The sequence below is a fragment of the Candidatus Nitrosocosmicus sp. R genome, assembly GCF_054408505.1.
The window spans coordinates 767,634-785,485 of record NZ_CP167090.1; the positions used below are offsets into that span (position 1 = coordinate 767,634).

General features: G+C 34.4%; 13 protein-coding genes and 1 tRNA gene. 6 read left to right on the forward strand and 8 right to left on the reverse strand.

The window, feature by feature from the left end; all coding sequences use genetic code 11:
• Window positions 1-2: 2 nt before the first annotated feature.
• On the forward strand, window positions 3-695 hold the full coding sequence (locus AAGU22_RS04015) for a precorrin-8X methylmutase (RefSeq protein ID WP_458720945.1): 693 nt from the start codon (window positions 3-5) through the stop codon (window positions 693-695).
• Between the two features lie 80 nt (window positions 696-775).
• On the opposite strand, the gene AAGU22_RS04020 is transcribed toward AAGU22_RS04015, so the two are convergent.
• The 5 genes from AAGU22_RS04020 to AAGU22_RS04040 form a co-directional block, all read right to left on the reverse strand.
• Window positions 776-2,200, reverse strand: coding sequence for a cobyrinate a,c-diamide synthase (locus AAGU22_RS04020; protein ID WP_458720946.1), 1,425 nt, complete (start codon window positions 2,198-2,200; stop codon window positions 776-778).
• 137 nt (window positions 2,201-2,337) lie between these two features.
• Window positions 2,338-4,041, reverse strand: coding sequence for an excinuclease ABC subunit UvrC (gene uvrC / locus AAGU22_RS04025; RefSeq protein ID WP_458720947.1), 1,704 nt, complete (start codon window positions 4,039-4,041; stop codon window positions 2,338-2,340).
• 82 nt (window positions 4,042-4,123) lie between these two features.
• Window positions 4,124-7,015, reverse strand: a complete 2,892-nt coding sequence (uvrA, locus tag AAGU22_RS04030) for an excinuclease ABC subunit UvrA (protein WP_458720948.1) — start codon at window positions 7,013-7,015, stop codon at window positions 4,124-4,126.
• A 6-nt stretch (window positions 7,016-7,021) separates the two neighbouring features.
• The gene (gene uvrB / locus AAGU22_RS04035; RefSeq protein ID WP_458720949.1) at window positions 7,022-8,980 is read right to left on the reverse strand and encodes an excinuclease ABC subunit UvrB; all 1,959 of its coding nucleotides are present in this window, start codon (window positions 8,978-8,980) and stop codon (window positions 7,022-7,024) included.
• Between the two features lie 116 nt (window positions 8,981-9,096).
• Entirely contained in the window at window positions 9,097-10,422 is a 1,326-nt protein-coding gene (locus AAGU22_RS04040) for an ABC transporter permease (protein WP_458720950.1), read from the reverse strand.
• Between the two features lie 74 nt (window positions 10,423-10,496).
• On the opposite strand from AAGU22_RS04040, the gene AAGU22_RS04045 reads away from it, so the two are divergent.
• Window positions 10,497-11,195, forward strand: coding sequence for a type 1 glutamine amidotransferase (locus AAGU22_RS04045; RefSeq protein WP_458720951.1), 699 nt, complete (start codon window positions 10,497-10,499; stop codon window positions 11,193-11,195).
• Between the two features lie 168 nt (window positions 11,196-11,363).
• Here the strand turns inward: AAGU22_RS04045 and AAGU22_RS04050 are convergent, their stop codons facing one another.
• Window positions 11,364-12,434: a class I SAM-dependent methyltransferase gene (locus AAGU22_RS04050; protein ID WP_458720952.1), complete on the reverse strand. Its 1,071-nt coding sequence runs from the start codon at window positions 12,432-12,434 to the stop codon at window positions 11,364-11,366.
• Between the two features lie 402 nt (window positions 12,435-12,836).
• Window positions 12,837-12,940: transfer RNA gene (locus tag AAGU22_RS04055), tRNA-His, on the reverse strand.
• A 131-nt stretch (window positions 12,941-13,071) separates the two neighbouring features.
• Here AAGU22_RS04055 and twy1 point away from each other — a divergent pair.
• Window positions 13,072-14,100, forward strand: coding sequence for a 4-demethylwyosine synthase TYW1 (gene twy1 / locus AAGU22_RS04060; RefSeq protein ID WP_458720953.1), 1,029 nt, complete (start codon window positions 13,072-13,074; stop codon window positions 14,098-14,100).
• A 14-nt stretch (window positions 14,101-14,114) separates the two neighbouring features.
• On the opposite strand, the gene rdgB is transcribed toward twy1, so the two are convergent.
• Window positions 14,115-14,672, reverse strand: coding sequence for an RdgB/HAM1 family non-canonical purine NTP pyrophosphatase (rdgB, locus tag AAGU22_RS04065; RefSeq protein WP_458720954.1), 558 nt, complete (start codon window positions 14,670-14,672; stop codon window positions 14,115-14,117).
• A gap of 113 nt (window positions 14,673-14,785) precedes the next feature.
• On the opposite strand from rdgB, the gene AAGU22_RS04070 reads away from it, so the two are divergent.
• The 3 genes from AAGU22_RS04070 to AAGU22_RS04080 all read left to right on the forward strand — a co-directional run bounded on the left by AAGU22_RS04070 (window position 14,786) and on the right by AAGU22_RS04080 (window position 17,647).
• Window positions 14,786-15,835, forward strand: coding sequence for a sodium:calcium antiporter (locus AAGU22_RS04070; protein ID WP_458720955.1), 1,050 nt, complete (start codon window positions 14,786-14,788; stop codon window positions 15,833-15,835).
• Window positions 15,836-16,003: 168 nt separating this feature from the next.
• Entirely contained in the window at window positions 16,004-16,438 is a 435-nt protein-coding gene (locus AAGU22_RS04075) for a hypothetical protein (protein ID WP_458720956.1), read from the forward strand.
• 327 nt (window positions 16,439-16,765) lie between these two features.
• On the forward strand, window positions 16,766-17,647 hold the full coding sequence (locus AAGU22_RS04080) for a radical SAM protein (protein ID WP_458720957.1): 882 nt from the start codon (window positions 16,766-16,768) through the stop codon (window positions 17,645-17,647).
• Window positions 17,648-17,852: the final 205 nt, after the last annotated feature.

Genomic DNA, 17,852 nt, shown 5'->3' on the forward strand with positions numbered 1-17,852 from the left:
AAATGGGTGATTATAGTATAGGCAATCCACAATCTCGAGACATGTCAACGAGGGCTTTTGGAATTGAGAAACAAAGTTTTGATATAATAGAATCCGAGATCGGGAACCATGGTTATATTGACAATGAATGGGCGGTGGTAAGACGCGTTATCCACGCTACAGCTGACTTTGATTTTGCAAAGAAAGATAGAATTATTTTCCATGAAAAAGCAATAGAATCTGCTTTCTTAGCTTTTTCCAAGAAATCTTTTGTCGTCACCGACGTGGAGATGGTATTGCATGGAATAAATAAGAAATCATTATTGGATCTAAATTTAACTGGCATTTGTCTCATAAATGATCCTCAATTAAAAGAAATATCAAAGAAATCAAACAAAACAAGATCTGAGCTTGCAATGCAGAAGGCCGCTGACAGGATAAATGGTGGTATTGTAGTAATTGGAAATGCGCCAACCGCTCTTTATGAATTAATTTCAATGATAGAGGAAAAAAAAACTTTACCATTGCTCATAATTGGAATCCCAGTTGGATTTGTGTCAGCTGTTGAATCTAAAATTGATTTGTCAAAAATGGATGTTCCTTATATTACAAATATAGGAAGGAAGGGTGGGAGTTCTGCGGCCTCATCTATTATTAATTCGCTCATGTTGTTGTATTCGACAAAAAAATCTAAAGCTCAATCTAAGACACATTGATTATGTTAGTTTTAATTTAAACCCATAAACCTCTAAATCGAAAATTGTTTTACTTGTCAATGTCATTAAGTATATTTATTTTATTTTCTTGAATACCTAACACAGCATTCTAAAAATCTATCTGAGAAAGTTGAATTGATAAAATGTGTATGCATATATGATGCTATGCAGTTATGAGTATGGAAACCGTCTCTCCCATCCATTATGCCTTTCCCTTTTTTTAGATCATAAATCAATTCTAAATCCGTGTTGTTAAAGACTATATTTGAATAATGAAATTCATGACCTCTGACCTTGTGCATCTTTCCAAGATAAGTTTGATCATTATTTAACGAGGCCTCTGTGTATCCTAGGGTAACCTTATTAGTCATAATGGTATCTGCATCAAATAAACCCACCATTTTGTGCTTCTTTTTTTTGCTCTTATAGCCTGAAATTGTCTTTGTCAAGTACATTAATCCTCCACATTCGGCATAAATCGGTATGTTCCTCTGTGCTAAATCCAAGATTGACCTGCGCATAGTAGAATTGTTTTCTAGTTTATCTGCAATTACTTCTGGAAATCCCCCTCCTAATATTATGCCTGTTGTATCTTGTGAGACACATGAGTCATCAAGAGGACTGAAAAACTCTATTTTTGCCCTTTTGTGTAACATGTCTAGGTTATCCTGGTAGTAAAAATTAAATGACTTGTCTAATGCAACTAAAATCTTTACTTTTGGACCAAGCAATTTTTTAGATTCTTGATATCTGGATTTTCTTTTTACCAAGTCCAATGAAAACTTTTCAATTTTTGATTTATCTAGATAATTTATTTTCTTACCTATCTGTATAATCTTTTCAAAATCCAGATGTTCAGCAACAATCTTGGAATTGTCTATGATACTATCCTGTAATCTGGCGTTTAGCTCCATACGTGGTATCAGGCCTAGATGTCTTTCATGATAAATTAGGCTCTTATTATTAAATATCTTTCCTACAATCGGTATCTTAATTTTTGAATCAAATGCTTCGACGATATATCTCAGATGTCGTTCACTTGCAATATTATTTAATATCACTCCTGAAATCCTTATCTTGCTATCAAATTTAATAAACCCCAAGGTGATTGCTGCCAATGATCTGGCTGCTTTTTTAGCATCCACAATTAAGAGAATTGGAAGGCCTAGGATTCTTGATACATGTGCAGTGCTTGCAAAATTGTTCCTTCCAGACATCCCGTCATACAGCCCCATCACGCCTTCCAAAACTGTAAAATCAGAATCAATAGAATTTTCTAAATATGATTCTTGTAATCCCTTTATTCCCATCAACCATACATCAAGATTTCTTGATTTGCGTTTTGAAATCATGTTGTGATAAGATGGATCGATATAATCGGGTCCTATTTTGAATGGTTGAACCTTGTACCCCCTTTTTAAAAGTCCCTCGATTATAGCAGTTGATATAGTTGTCTTTCCCACCCCGCTAGTAATTCCTGCTATAACAATTCCAGGGGTTTTCATAATAGGACTTTGTCATAGATCACTTAAAAATATTATTTCAACCATATTTTTTGGGCCATCGAACTTGTATCAAAAAATACTTCTCCTGGGCGATGGGTGACCTTACGATAGTCATTAATTATGGCCAAGTCCATTACTCACGAGTTAATCATTTTTTTTCTTAAATATCTGTTATATGTTAGGCCAAATCTATGTGATTCGTCTCTTATATGTTGTAAAATCCTTAATGATTTCTTGTTTCTTGGGATTAGGATTGGTGCGGTAGATGACGGTGTATACACCTCTTCGTTCTCTTTAGCTAAGGAAACGCAGTCGATCTCTTCTATTCCTATCTTTTTCAATGTTGCGACTGCCGTGTTTAAATGACCTTTCCCACCATCAATTACAATCAAATCAGGGAATCTATCAGTTCGTTTGTCTTCTGAAACAGTCTGGCCGAAATTATCAGACGAATATCTTCTTCTTATAATCTCTTCCATCATCAAAAAGTCATTTTGGTACGATACCTTTTTTATCTTGAATTTCCTATACCCTTTCTTTTCTGGGATACCGTTCATGAATCGGGTACAAGCTCCTACAGCAAAATCATTTCCAAAATTTGAAATATCAAAACAATCTATAATGTATGGCAATTTTTTCAATCTTAGTAATACCTGTAGTTCATCAAGAGCAGGTTCATGATTCTTTTCAATATATGTCTTTAGATTGTTCAGTATCAATTGCATAATATTATACTTGTTCATTTCATTGGACTCATATTGATGTTTCTTTAAAAAAGAATCGGAATCCATAGGAATTATTTTAACTTCCATCCCGGTCATCTTGTATAGGACTTTTTGTAAATTTGTTTCTTCTCCAATGCTTTTGTTCAGATAAATGACATTTGGTACTTTTGCACTAGAATGATAGTATTGGCAAATGAAATTGTCAATGGAATTATCCCCTAACAATTCAAACTGGTATTTTTTCATATCATTGATAACCCCATTCTTGCTCATTAGTGTCATTACATGCATATTTTTTTGATTCTCATCATTCAGAAATCCAATGTATTCCTCAGATTTGTAACCATCTATAGAATTATTTTCCATTTTTTGATGGTGTAATAAATTTTGGAGTCTGGTTAGAGTATCTCTGATGAAAATAGCTCTTTCATAATCTCGGTTATCAGAAGCAATCTTCATTTCTGCCTCAAGTTTTTCATAAAAATACCCTAGGGTTTCATTGTCTTCTAATATTTTTTTTAACGATACTATATTTTCTTTGTATTGCTCTTCGTTAATCTTATTAATACATGGCGCATCACAGTTTCCGATATGATATTCTAAACATTCTTTTTTAGGAAGTTTGGTACAGATTCTGATCTTAAACATCTTTCTTAATAGACCGACAGACAAGTATCTTGAACTGCCTTTCACAAATGGACCTACTACCTCTCCTTTTGTACCCGTAAATTGTCCGTTTCGGTTTCTCCTTGTTACTAGTAACCTTGGATATGTTTCATCTGTAATTTTTAGATATGTGTATCTTTGCTGATCTTTAAGTTCAATATTAAAAATTGGTCTGTGTTTTTTGATTAAATTTGATTCTAGGAGATAGGCTTCAATTTCGTTGTCTGTGATAATGTAATCTATGCTTTTGATTTTGGTTACAAGGACTCTTGTTTTCCAATTATCATCCTGCATATTCTGAATGTTTTTTGAAAAATAACTTTTGATTCTTTTGTCGAGATCCTTTGCTTTTCCAATATAAATAATGTTTTCCTTATCATCCTTCATGATGTATACGCCGGGATTATGCGGGTAAGGATATTTGATATAGTTGATCTCTTTTGTTTTCAATTTAATTCTTTTTACCTTTGAAAAATAACCATCATTTATTTAAAGGGAATGATGATTCTTTCCTCCCAAACCACATATCCATTTACCTGCTTTTCTTTACGACCAATTCTTTCTCTTTTAATGTTCTTATTTTTTTCTTTAGATACTGTCCGGTGAAACTTGAATTGTTCTCTGATATCTCTTCTGGAGTCCCAGTGGCTACGATTTGTCCTCCTTTATTTCCACCCTCAGGACCTAAATCAATAATCCAGTCGGCAGAGGCGATGATATCAAGGTTATGCTCAATTACAATGATTGTATTTCCTAGTTCTCTTAATCTAAATAATATTTTTAATAATTTCTTTACATCTGCAAAATGCAGTCCTGTTGTTGGCTCATCTAAAATGTATATCGTATTACCTGAATCCCTTTTTGATAGTTCGGTTGCTAATTTTATCCTCTGTGCCTCCCCTCCTGATAGTGTGGTAGCAGGTTGACCCAGATGTAAATACCCAAGACCTACTTCATCTAACAACTTTAGCTTGTTTCGAATTGGGGTATTGTTTTTAAAGAACTCTAGTGCTTCCTCCACAGTCATGTTTAGAACATCCGAAATGCTTTTTCCTTTATATTTGACTGTCAGAGTTTCGCTATTATATCGGGATCCTTTACATTGGTCACAGGTAATATATACATCAGGCAAGAATTGCATTTCTATTTTTCTGACACCGGCACCGTCGCACATATCGCATCTGCCGCCAGGCACATTAAATGAAAATCTTCCCATCTTATAGCCTCGTTCCTTTGATAATTGTGTCTTTGAAAATAAATCTCTAATGAAGGTAAAGGCATTTACGTAGGTAACAGCATTAGATCGTGGTGTTCGTCCAATTGGAGATTGATCTATCCCTATAACCTTGTCAATGTTCTCTATCCCGACAATCTTATGATGTTTTCCGACCCTTTCTTTAGATTTATAAAAATGATTAGTCAAATGGTTAAATAATATATCGTTTACGAGTGTAGATTTTCCAGACCCAGAAACACCTGTGACTACTGTAATTACACCTAAGGGAAAAATGGGATTAATATCTTTAAGGTTGTTCTCATTTGCACCAAAAACTTTGATAAATCTGTCTCCAATATGTTTGCGTTGATGATTTTCGTTTACAACTGTTCTTCCAATTAAATAATCTGCAGTCAGGGAATCCTTATTTTCCAATATATCGTGTAGTTCTCCTTGTGCAACTATTTGCCCTCCGTGTATCCCCGCTTTTGGGCCAATATCTATAATCCAGTCAGCACTTTTAATTACTTCCTCGTCATGTTCTACAACAATAACGGTATTTCCGATCTCTCTCAATTTGAAGAGAGTGTTTATCAGTAGGTTATTGTCTCTCTGATGTAGTCCAATAGTTGGTTCATCCAAAACATATAGGACACCGGTAAGATTAGTTCCAATCTGGGTAGCTAATCTGATTCTTTGCGATTCTCCGCCTGAAAGAGTACCTGCATTCCTATTCAGGTTCAAATAATTCAAACCCACATTTGATAGAAACTTTAGTCTGCTATTAATCTCTTTTAATATTTGTTTTGAGATTATTAGATCACTATTATTGAGAGTAATGTTACTAAAGAAATCTATAGTCTTTTCTACAGGAAGGTTACAAATGTCCATTATGGATTTTCCATCTATCCTTACAGAGAGTACCTCTTTTCTTAATCTTTGACCGCTACATTGTTCACATGGTTTTTCAATCATAAATTTTCTAATTTCTTCGCGCTTTGATTCTGAATCAGTCTCATTGAATATTCTTTGTAGATTGGAAACTACGCCCTCGAACTTACCAGAGTATTCCCATGAACTATCACTCGATCTTGAGGTATAATTATATTTAATCTTTGAATTTGTTCCATTTAGTATGACGTTAATCTGCTCTCCGCTCATTCTATCGATTGGGGTGTTTAGATTAAATCCAAATCTTTTACCCACATCCTTTAACATAGATGTTCTAAAACTTGCAAAATGACCTGCTGACCATGGCTTAATCGCACCATCTAAAATAGTTTTGGTCTTGTCAGGTATTATCAAGTCAACATCAAACTCTGTTTCGACGCCTAATCCGTGGCAACTTGGGCATGCTCCAAATGGGGAATTGAAAGAGAAAAATCTAGGTTCCATTTCCCCAATACTTATGTTACAGAGAGGGCATGAATTTTTTTGGGAAAATAAATATTCCTTGCCCTCAATTAAAACCATGACGATGCCACCGCCTTTATCAATTGCATTTTGTACTGCCTCAAAAACTCTGTCTTTTTCTTCCAATATTTTGTTATTTGATATTCTGTCGATAACAATCTCAATTGAATGTCTTAAATGTTTCTCCTTTGCTGAAATGATATCAAGTCGTTTACTATCTGAAATATCTATTATTTCCTTATCAACTCTGATCCGAGAATAACCTTGTTCCTGCAGAGATTCCAAGATCTTCTCATATGTCCCTTTTTTTTCTCTAATAACAGGAGCTAAAATTAATAACATTCCTTCGTCTATTTTACTTTTACTTAGATCAAGAATTGACCTAACTATTGACTCTAAGGATTGGTAGGATATTTCTGTTCCGCATTTAGGACAATATGGAATACCAATTTTTGAAAACAACAATCTAAGGTAATCATAGATTTCAGTAATTGTTCCTACAGTCGAGCGAGGATTCTTGTTGGTCGTTTTCTGTTGGATGGCTATTGCTGGTGAAAGCCCATCTATTACATCTACATCAGGTTTATCCATGATTTGCAAGAACTGTCTTGCATATGCCGAAAGCGATTCTACATATCTCCTCTGTCCCTCAGCAAAAATGGTATCAAATGCTAGAGTGGATTTCCCAGAACCGGATAAACCTGTAATTACAACTAATTTATTCTTTGGAATTTCTAAGTTGAGATTTTTTAGATTGTGTTGTTTTGCTCCTTTAATTATTATTTTATTTTCCATTTTACATTAACTAGATGTCAGTTTTAGCAGAATTTCATTTACCTTTTTGAGATTTTGTCTGTGTTCAATTGCTTTTTCAAACTCCAATTCCTCTGCAAATTTGTTCATCTGAGTCTCTATTTTGGTTGATAACTCTATTAAATCATTTCTAGTCATTGTTTTCAAATTAACTTCCAAGTTTGAGATATTTGAATTCTTTTGAGGTATCGGTTTTAAGATACTTTTAGGTTCGATCTTATTTTCAAAGTTAAATTCGATTTGCTTTTTTCGCCTTCTATTAGTTTCTATTACTGCTTCCCTTATGGATTTGGTCACCGAACCTGAATACAAAATTACCTTGCCATCAATATTCCTAGCAGCCCTTCCGAATGTTTGAATAAGACTAGTATAATTTCTTAAGAACCCTTCCTTGTCAGCGTCCAAAATAGCCACAAGCGAAACTTCAGGCAAGTCTAACCCTTCCCTCAATAGATTTATACCAACTAATACATCAAACTCTCCTATCCTAAGCTGCCTCAGTAATTCAGTTCGTTCCAGCCCATTAATTTCTGAATGGATATATCTTACCTTTATCCCGTTTCTAGACAGATAGTCTGCCATGTCTTCGGCCATCTTCTTTGTCAATGTCGTTACTAATGTTCTCTGCTTCTTAGAAACTCTTTCTCGAATCTGGTGGATTAGATCTGGAATCTGACCTTCAGTCTTTTTTATTTCTATTTGTGGATCGACTAGTCCTGTGGGTCTTACTAATTGCTCAATAAGATTATCATGGTTATTAATTTCATACTTTCCGGGTGTTGCGGATACAAATATTACATTGTTGAGATATTTTTCAAACTCTTCAAACTTTAGAGGTCGGTTATCAAATGCACTGGGTAATCGGAATCCATAATCTATCAATGTTTTTTTCCTTGAATAATCTCCTTTGTACATTCCCATAATCTGGGGTAAAGTTACGTGTGATTCATCTATTACTAACAGAAAATCTTTATCAAAAAAATCTAAAAGACAATAAGCCGGTTGACCTCTCTTTCTGCCATCAAAATGTCTCGAATAATTCTCTATTCCACTGCAATATCCTAATTCCGATAGCATTTCGAGATCATAATTTGTCCTAGACAGTAATCTTTGCCTTTCTAGTTCGGTGGGCAAATTGGGGTACCATTCTTCTAATTCTTTCTTTATTGATAATAGCGCCCTTTTCTGACTACTTTCGTCCACGATGTAGTGTTTGGCCGGAAAAATGATTATCGAATCTAGTTCTTTTTTAATCTCTCTAGTAATTTTATCAATCACCGTAATTTTTTCAATATTTTGTCCGAAAAGATTAATCCTTATTATATCCTCAGAATATCCTGGAATTATATCTATGATATCTCCTCTGGTACTGAAGGACCCGCTTGTCAAATCCAAGTCATTTCTTTCATATCTTATTTTTATTAGATTCCGAATGATGCTTCTTCTATCCATCTCCATTTCCTTCTTAAGCATGAGAGATTGCTCTTTCCATTCATGGGGTGAACCTAATGAATAGATACATGAAACAGTGGCAATGATGATTGTTGGTTCGCCCGATAATAACATCGATGTTGCTTCAAGACGCATTTGTTCGATTTTTTCATTTATTTCGGTATCCTTTTCTATGTAGGTATCAGTTTGAGGCAAATAACTTTCTGGTTGGTAATAATCATAAAAGCTCACAAAATAGCCAACATTATTATTTGGAAAAAATTCTTTAAACTCAGCATACAGTTGGGCCGACAATGTTTTGTTGTGAGATATAACTAAAGTATTTTTATTGTATTTGGCTATTACATTGGCAACTGTATACGTTTTACCACTGCCAGTAACTCCAAGGAGTATCTGTCTTTTTTTATTTGTTTCCATTCCATCCATTAACCCTTTAATTGCGGTTGGCTGATCTCCACTGGGAACTAGATTGTTTGATAATTGAAAATTTCCCAAGATCGATTACCTCATATGTAACTGATAGATTATGTCACTTTCCAAAAGAAATCTCTTCAACAAGTTTATCTAGATCTATATGTTCTATCAGCTAGATAATATTTTGCATTATTTATCTAAGAATATTTTGACAACGCATGAACTGGAGAAATTTTAGATCCCTTGTAAGCCGGATACAGACCCGAAAAAATACTCAAAACAATAACGATAATGCCAATTTTCGATATTTCTATTATATTAAATACGGGATAAATATTTAGAGGTAGATTTAGAAAATAAAGGAAGCCACTTAGAAGAACGTGTGAACCTAAAAACCCAAATACAATTCCTACTATTGCCCCAATGATCCCCAAAAATATAGATTCCGTCAAAAACATTCCAAGTATGACTCGATTTGTTCCACCTAATGCCTTGATTATCCCGATTTCTCTGGTTCTCTCCACTACTGAGGTATAAATGGTGATAATTATCCCGATGGATCCCACTATCAGAGAAAATATCGCAATACTTGAAATAAATGTGCTAATTCCAATGATGAATTTAGTCAAACTTTTGAGAATTTCAAGTGAATTAAGTATAGTTACTTGATTATTAAAGTACTTTTGAACATCTTTTACAATGTTGTCTACTTTATCAATATTGTCATATGTTAAAAATAACAAATCGTAATCGTCTGATTTTTCCAGGATTTCTTTTCCTTTGTGTACGTCAATGAAGATAGAGTTGTCTATGATCGGATTTCCAGTGGAATTTATGATTCCAAGGACTGCAAAAGTACTATTAATGTCCAAATTTGATTTGCTGCCAGTAAGTTCCTTTAAGTTATTTATTGTTACCTTATTATTATCTATAAATTGGTCTCTGTCTTTGTTTTCTACAGCGTTGTTGATGATTAGACCTGAGGAATTTAGGAAAATTTTCTCACTTATTTTCTGAGGGATGATGACATGATTTTGAGATGTTAAGTTTAGACCATTAAATCCTTTGTCTAAATCAGGGATTATATTAGTCAAGTTATTAAAGTCTACAGCCAATACATTCGATACTTGGGAATAATTTTGATAATTTAACATTGCTACACCTTGAAAAGCTGGATTTATCAGTTGAACACCGGGGATGTTTTTCAAGTATTGAATGGCATTATTATCAAAGGGAATATTTTTTCCAACTAAGGTCATATTTTGGTCGAAAAGCACTTGTAGTTTGTTCTGTATCCCATCTATACTAGATCCTTGTATTTTATCTGTATTCGATATAACTATTTGATTAGGAAGAATTTTCTTAAAATTTTGTTCTACAAAGTATATTAAGCCTTGAGATAGACTATTGAGAGAAACTAGTAATCCGCAACCCATAATGATCATTAGGATTGTTAGAGCATTCCTTGTTTTTCTCTCCTTAATGGAGCTGTACGTTAAGAAAAGAATCTCTTTAAAATCCATGTCGTCTAGTCATGAGGAGTTGAACTCTTGGTTATATAATGTTTTTAAATATGTATTGAATACCATTTTTTAATTTGGGTCATACTAACCAAGTTCTTTGTATAAAGAATATCTCGATTGAGACCTTGGGCAACTTGAAAAGTTATTTGCTATCAGATGGATTCAAGGTCAAAGAACTCCTTGCCACTCATAAGACAATAAAGTCCCAAAATTTACCAGACTACGACGCAGTTTTTATTCTTGGTGGGCCAATGTCTGTTAATGATAATTTTGATTACCTCCTTGAAGAAAAGAAATTAATCCATTCTTCCTTCAATCTTGGGATCCCGATTTTTGGAATTTGCCTCGGCTCGCAACTGATCGCTTCAAGCTGTGGAGGAAAAGTCTACAGAGGACCAAAAAAAGAGATCGGCTGGGGCGAAGTACGAATAACAAGTAAAGGCCAATCGACTATATTTGATAAAATACTTGGGAGTAAAATCCGGGTGTTTCACTGGCATGGTGATACATTTACCTTGCCTAGTGAAGCCGAAATTTTGTCCGAATCAGACTTATATATCCAGGCATTTAAATTTAGAAATGCTATTGGAATTCAGTTTCATTTGGAGGTAACAAAAAATATGATTCAAAATTGGATTCGCAAGTATCACAAAGAGTTGAAAAATGAAAATTTAAGTAGGTATGGATTGGTTAATGATATCGATAGGAACGTATCAGAGTTAGAAACTATCTCAAAGATAGTATATAAAAATTTTAAGTCTATGATTGAATAAATGTACTTCCAAGGTGTTGTTAGCCCGTGTAGGATTCACTGGAATTTTGTGCATATATAACGTTATATTGATTTTTCTGTCGAATAGACAATCTTATTCCAATAAGCTAGAAATATTGAGGAATATAAACAATCATTGAATCAAATTCGATATGGTTTGATTCCATATCTATTTTGCTTCATATATAATATTAAACGGTGTCTGAGTAGCACGTCTGAATTTTGTAAATCCTGCCTCGAGAGCCAAATTCCTGATCCTATTCTCACCTGCCTGTGCTCCAAGCGCAATTCCTTTATCTGCAAGGGAATTGGGGACGCAAATTATAGATGAGGCTGCGTAATATATCCTTCCTACCATGTTCAGGTTATCTTCTATTTTATCATTTGCCATGGGTTCTACTATCATACACGATCCGTTCGGTTTTAGAGACTGTTTTGCGAATTTCAATGCTCCTAGGGGGTCTCCCATGTCGTGGAGACAATCAAAAAAAGTCACCAAGTCGTAGTCGTTACCAATGGATTCGTTAGCAGAAACTTGAGAAAATTTTACATTTTTGTCTACCTTTTCGTTTTTGGCATTCGCAGTTGCAGCCTCAATAGAGGGTAGGTGGTTGTCAAATCCAAAGAATTGAGAATTGGGATATTCTTGTGCCATAATCGTCGTCGAAATACCATACCCGCACCCTATGTCTGCAACTTTCCCCCCTTTTTTTAGTATTTGTTCGATTCCTTCAATAGAAGGGATCCAAGATTGAACTAGGTTGCTCGCATAATTAGGCTTGAAAAATTTTGCAGTACCTTCATAAAGGTCGTGATGGTGGTCACCCCATCTCAGTCCTTCTCCAGTTTGAAAAATTTTTACAAATTTATCTTCGTCCTTAAATATGGATCTTAAAATTTGGTAACCACCAAGAAGGTATGCTGGACTATTTTCATCTGCCAAGACCATCGCATTCTCTGCTGATAAGCTAAATTTTTTATTTTCAGGATCATAGGCTAGATATCCTGCTGCTGCCTGACTTGCAAGCCATTCTCTGATATAACGTTCTGCCGTGTTCGTATTATGGGCTAACTCATCTGACGTCATCGATCCAAATTGACTCAGGGCCTTATAAAGACCAAGTCTGTCTCCTAATATTATCATCATGGACCCTAAACTGCTGCCTAAATCTCCAATTGCCTTAATTACAAATTCTTCGAGTTTTTTGTTATCAATTGTAGTTGTGCTGTTTGAATTCATATCTATATTCAGCGACTTTGAGATATTAATTTTTACAGGAAAATAAGATCATTCCCTATTTAGAAATAGCCTTTTTTTACTATGTCCTCCTGCAGTTCCTGAAACAAAATTATCGTGATGTTATTATGAATACACATCAAATTGATCCGGGAAAATTGTGTTGTAGATTCAACGAGTATTATTACTGTCCTGCAAGTTAGATTATTTTCGAATTGTTTTCAAAATATCCCTTAATTCGATCCTTTCATAAAAGTCTGCTACCCCAATTAAATATGGGTAGAGCTGCAGGGATGCCGACTATGATAAAAAAAATTGGTTCATTATTAAGTAGTGGTTGCCTGTGGGGATATTACGATCATAAAAATAATATTTTTTTAGCAGAAATTGCAAATAGACTTGAGGGGCCTTCGGAGGGATTTGAACCCTCCTCAAGCGGTTTCCGTATTCTTTAAGAAACTAAGTGAATTCCACAGCCGCCTATACTGACCAGGCTATACTACGAAGGCCACGAATTGAATCAAAATTTTATATTAATTATTAATATATAATTGTTTTAACTCTGCATATCTAACAAAAATTTGTTATCTAATCCTGCTGCTGTACAAAACTTATATTTCTATATTCATCCATTAAAGGGATGAGCTGTTCTGGCGAAATATACTCTCACAGTAATACTGATACTGATCTTATTCAAATCACACCTGCTGCCAAACAAAAATTAAAAAAAGCCAAATATGGAGTTTTTAATCATTCAGCCGTAGAATTATGCCATTGGACAAAAAAATCATTTTCGGATGGTGGCTCATGTTATAAGCACAAATTTTATGGAATATCTACTCATAGATGTATGGAAATGACTCCTACAGCTCTAAATTGTGAGAATCGATGCATTTATTGTTGGAGACCAACTGAATTCTACGACACGATGGAAATGCCGGCCCATTTGGTTGATGATCCAGAAATAATTGTTCAGAACCTTTTAGAGGAACGACGAAAATTAATTGTTGGATATTATGGGAAGACAGGAGTTAATGTCTCTAAATTGGATGAATCTCTTTTTCCAGAACATTATGCAGTTTCTCTTTCAGGTGAACCAACTATGTATCCCAAATTGCCTGAGCTAATAAAATACTTATCAGGGCTGAAGGCCACAAAGTCTATATTTTTGGTAACTAATGGCCAAGAACCTGAAATGTTGTATAGGCTAGCCAACGAAAATGCATTACCAACTCAAATCTACTTGTCCACTAACGCGTCAAACAAGAATATGTTTTATAAAATAAATGGACCAAGGCATAGAAATGCATGGGAGAGATGGCTTCAAAGTCTTAGTTTTATGTCCCAAGTTAACACCCGCACAGTTTTACGCTTTACATTGATTAGAAATTTCAACGATAATCCTACATTTCTTAAGGATTTTGCCGAATTAGTTGAAAAAGGAAATCCACATTTTATTGAATTGAAATCATATATGCATATTGGAATGTCTACAAACAGGTTGGAAGAATTAAATATGTTGGAGATGGATGAAGTAAGGGCGTTTTCCAGCGGATTAAAAACCCACCTTGAAGACTACTCTATAATGGATGAAAGTATAGTATCTAGAATTGTTGTTTTGCAGAACAAATCTCGATTTATTTCAAGATGGATAGAATCTCACCATTAGTAAAGGCATTGTGATCATTTTGGTCTTGGGTTTAAATACCAGTTCAGAAATTTGTCTAAAGCAACCCTTCTATGTGATATTCTATTCTTTGTTTTCAAATCCATTTGACCGAACGTTAGATCCGAATTTTCCGGTACGAAAATCGGATCGAAACCCCAACCCCCGTCTGTAAGTTCGAGAGGGATTTCGCCTTTTATCTCTCCAGTGAATGATTCAATTTTATGACCATCATGGAATGCAATTATAGATTTGAAACTCGCTTTTCTGTTTACTTTATTAGCTAGAAGGTCGAGAATACCTACATTTCCAATTGTTTTACTTACATACGAAGAATAAACACCCGGAAAATCATTTAGGGCTTCTATGAAAAGACCGTCATCTTCAACAAATATTTCTTTTTGATTAATCGTGAATGCTTGTAAGACTTTATTTTCTGCTACTTCCAATAAACTATCGGATTGAATTTCTCTCAGTTCCATCTTTTTAAATGTGACAATAATTGGATTCTTTCTGGTTGAAACCAAGTTATTTATTTCATTGTATTTGTTGATATTGCTACTTGCAAAATCCATATCGTTATTTAATGCGTTGTTTAATTTGATTTTACTGGGCTTTTTGTCCTTTCAGTTAACAAATTATTTAAGATAAAATATTAAATTTATATGCTGTTTTGAGATAAATTTAGATGTTTTTGAACATTGAGAATTTTCTACTAATGTTGGCTTGGCTGGGTGGGCTCATCTTGGCAAGCTGGGTACTTTCATACGGTGCGGAACATTTGTCTACCAGATTTGGAGCCAAGTTTGTAGGTAGAACCTTGCTGAGTGTCGCAACCACACTTCCAGAAATAGCAATAGTCATTTATGCAGCATCTGCAGGTCTCTATGAAGTTGCGATAGGCGCCGGTCTTGGAAGTAATATTTTGATGATGACTCTCGGTCTAGCTTTAATGTTACTAATTGCAACTACCAGGTTATCAAAAGCACCGCTAAAGAGAATTGATGTTAGCACCTTCAAAATTGATAAATTGTTCCTATTGGTTTCTGCTTTAATAAGTGCAATTCTATTGCTTGACGGCTATAATTTTATAGATGGTTTCATTTTTATTGGAATGTTTGTAGCCTACGTTTTAATAGCTTTTATAGAAATGAAGAGAGAACAAAAGAGCATCGAACCCACTGTTGTTAAGACCGTGGAAGGGAAATCAGTTTCTGCTCCAGTTCATGTGTTAACTAATAAGAATGAAATGACAAAAGCTATTTTGGCATTTGCAGCAGGGACCCTTGGCATTTTGGTCGCTGCTGGTCCATTCATTGATTCTCTTCAGACTTTTTCTGAAGATATTGGAGTATCCACTATTGTTTTAGCAGTAATAATCAGTCCGATTGCAGGAGAAATGCCAGAAAAAATTTCTATGATGATTTTAGCCAGGAAGGGGGCTGCTGGTGCTGCAATCGCTATTGCAAATGTTCTCGGATCAAAAATACTCAATAATTCTCTCTTACTGGGTGTGGCAATAATAGCTGCCATGTATCATGGCGGGTTCTTTACTACCATTCCTAATAGCGAGATGTTATGGTTTCAGATGATGTTAGCTACTTCAATCACTATTGTGGCGCTGATTCCACTGTTTAGGAGATATATTGGCATTCGTGTTGGAGTATTTCTCCTTGGACTCTACATACTTAGCATAGTGATCCAATTTTTTGCTCCTGTAGAGATCAAACCTCATTAACTTTTTTCATAATTAATTTATCTATGTATTATTTTCAATAATTACTAAGTATTATCAAAAATCTAGTAAAAAATCCGATATGATTACTATATAATTTATGAATTGTTAAATTTAATATAAAAATATTATGTGTAAATTTTAAAAACAACCCCATACTAATACTTTCTAATGAATTTTACTAAATATGCATTAGGGATGTTCGTTTTTGCAGGAATTATCTCTTTAATCGCCGGTAGCGGTGGAAATTATTTCACCCAATCTGTAAATGCTCAACAATCTATAGGTGATACTATAGGAGGAGCAATAGATGAAACAGGTGAAGCAGTAAGTAATGCAACAGAAAGTGCAGGTCAAGCAGCAAATAATACAGTAAGTGAAATGGGACAAGCTGGAGATAATGCTACAGAGAGCTTAAGCGGTGCAGCAAATGAAACAGGTCAAGCAGCAAATAATGCAACAGAAAGTGCAGGTCAAGCAGCAAATAATACAGCAAGCGAAGCTGGACAAGCTGTAGATAATGCAACAAGCGGAAACAGCACAAATGCAACAGAATCCAAGAATCCATTGGAAATGCTAATGAATTTGTTCAAGGGAAATCAGTAGGAATCTATCCTTATCTCTTTTTTTATTTTTTTTTGATTTGTAAAATATTTTATAAAATAAAATAATTGGTATTATATTAACATTAACATGAAGTGAGGATTCTTTATCAATCCAAGAAATAAATTGACCACTCCGTGATGGTACAGATTAAGCCTAGGACCTAATAGAAAGGGCCCTTTTTCAGATAAATGCTTTAGATTTAATTTAGAATTTAATTTTGGTAAGTGGGGTTTGTGATATCTGCTTTCTACGAAATAAAAAATAAAAAAATTGCTCTGAATATTTGATCGAATAAGTTATTTATTGTGGTTTATCACACCCTATCTAATGGAGCTCGTTTATGATTATCCTTTATATCGTCCACCATCTGAATCACAATCTTTAATTTTTCAAGTTACATTAGGTTGTTCGTTCAACAAATGCTCATTTTGTAATATGTACAGAACTAAGGAGTATTCGGAAAGGTCAATTGACGAAATTTACCAAGAAATTGATTTGATGGCTAATTATTATCCAGACACCAAGCGGATCTTCTTGGCAGATGGTGACGCCCTAAACTTGGAAACAACCAAATTGATTCATATTCTCTCAAAGATACGAAAAAAATTCAACAACATAGAAAGGATATCAAGTTACTCGATGCCCAAAAATTTATTAGAAAAATCACATACTGAGTTGAAATCCTTGCAAAATGCCGGATTAGATATGGTTTATTTAGGCATCGAGAGTGGCAATAATACTGTACTTAAAAAAGTAACAAAGGGTGCAACGTCTACGATGATAGTTGATAGTTGTAAAAAGGCAAAGGACACTGGATTCATTCTATCGTGTATGATCATTTTAGGTCTAGGTGGAAAGAATTATTCCAAGGTGCATGCAGAAGATACATCCAAAATAATAAGCGAGATAGAGCCGGATTATATTGGAGCATTAACTCTTTATATGGAACCTGAAATCGAGCAGGAGTTTTATACAAAGTTCAAAGAGCCTTTTCTACCACTTGACGACCTTGGTGTATTAGATGAATTGAACAGTTTGATAGACGGCATAAATGTGAGTCGTGATGTGATTTTTAGGGCAAACCATGCTTCTAACGTATACTCTATTGGTGGTACACTCCCTAAGGACAAGTCAGATATTTTACAAAAAATCGGATATTTAAAAGGGCATCCCGAATTACTAAAACCAAAGGTGTTAAGAAGATTCTAAATAATAGAGTGACTCTGAGTAACTCAAGAAATATTATATTTTAATACAATAGGTAGCCTCCAAAATAAAAAAATCCACCGATTAACTTCGTGTGAAAACCGCTGCAATTTACCTGTCAGAAACTTTAATTAGAAAAATATTGAGTAAAACCTATTGTATCTAAGTTGATTGCATAGCAAGTTCAATTTTATTTTCGAATAGAGTT

What these genes read in the sequence shown, in the direction of transcription:
- uvrA (WP_458720948.1), bottom strand. Translation starts at nt 7,015, where the DNA reads ATGGAAAATAAAATAATAATTAAAGGAGCAAAACAACACAATCTAAAA.
- AAGU22_RS04080 (WP_458720957.1), top strand. Translation starts at nt 16,766, where the DNA reads ATGGAGCTCGTTTATGATTATCCTTTATATCGTCCACCATCTGAATCA.
- AAGU22_RS04075 (WP_458720956.1), top strand. Translation starts at nt 16,004, where the DNA reads ATGAATTTTACTAAATATGCATTAGGGATGTTCGTTTTTGCAGGAATT.
- rdgB (WP_458720954.1), bottom strand. Translation starts at nt 14,672, where the DNA reads ATGGATTTTGCAAGTAGCAATATCAACAAATACAATGAAATAAATAAC.
- AAGU22_RS04015 (WP_458720945.1), top strand. Translation starts at nt 3, where the DNA reads ATGGGTGATTATAGTATAGGCAATCCACAATCTCGAGACATGTCAACG.
- AAGU22_RS04020 (WP_458720946.1), bottom strand. Translation starts at nt 2,200, where the DNA reads ATGAAAACCCCTGGAATTGTTATAGCAGGAATTACTAGCGGGGTGGGA.
- AAGU22_RS04040 (WP_458720950.1), bottom strand. Translation starts at nt 10,422, where the DNA reads ATGGATTTTAAAGAGATTCTTTTCTTAACGTACAGCTCCATTAAGGAG.
- AAGU22_RS04070 (WP_458720955.1), top strand. Translation starts at nt 14,786, where the DNA reads ATGTTTTTGAACATTGAGAATTTTCTACTAATGTTGGCTTGGCTGGGT.
- AAGU22_RS04050 (WP_458720952.1), bottom strand. Translation starts at nt 12,434, where the DNA reads ATGAATTCAAACAGCACAACTACAATTGATAACAAAAAACTCGAAGAA.
- twy1 (WP_458720953.1), top strand. Translation starts at nt 13,072, where the DNA reads ATGAGCTGTTCTGGCGAAATATACTCTCACAGTAATACTGATACTGAT.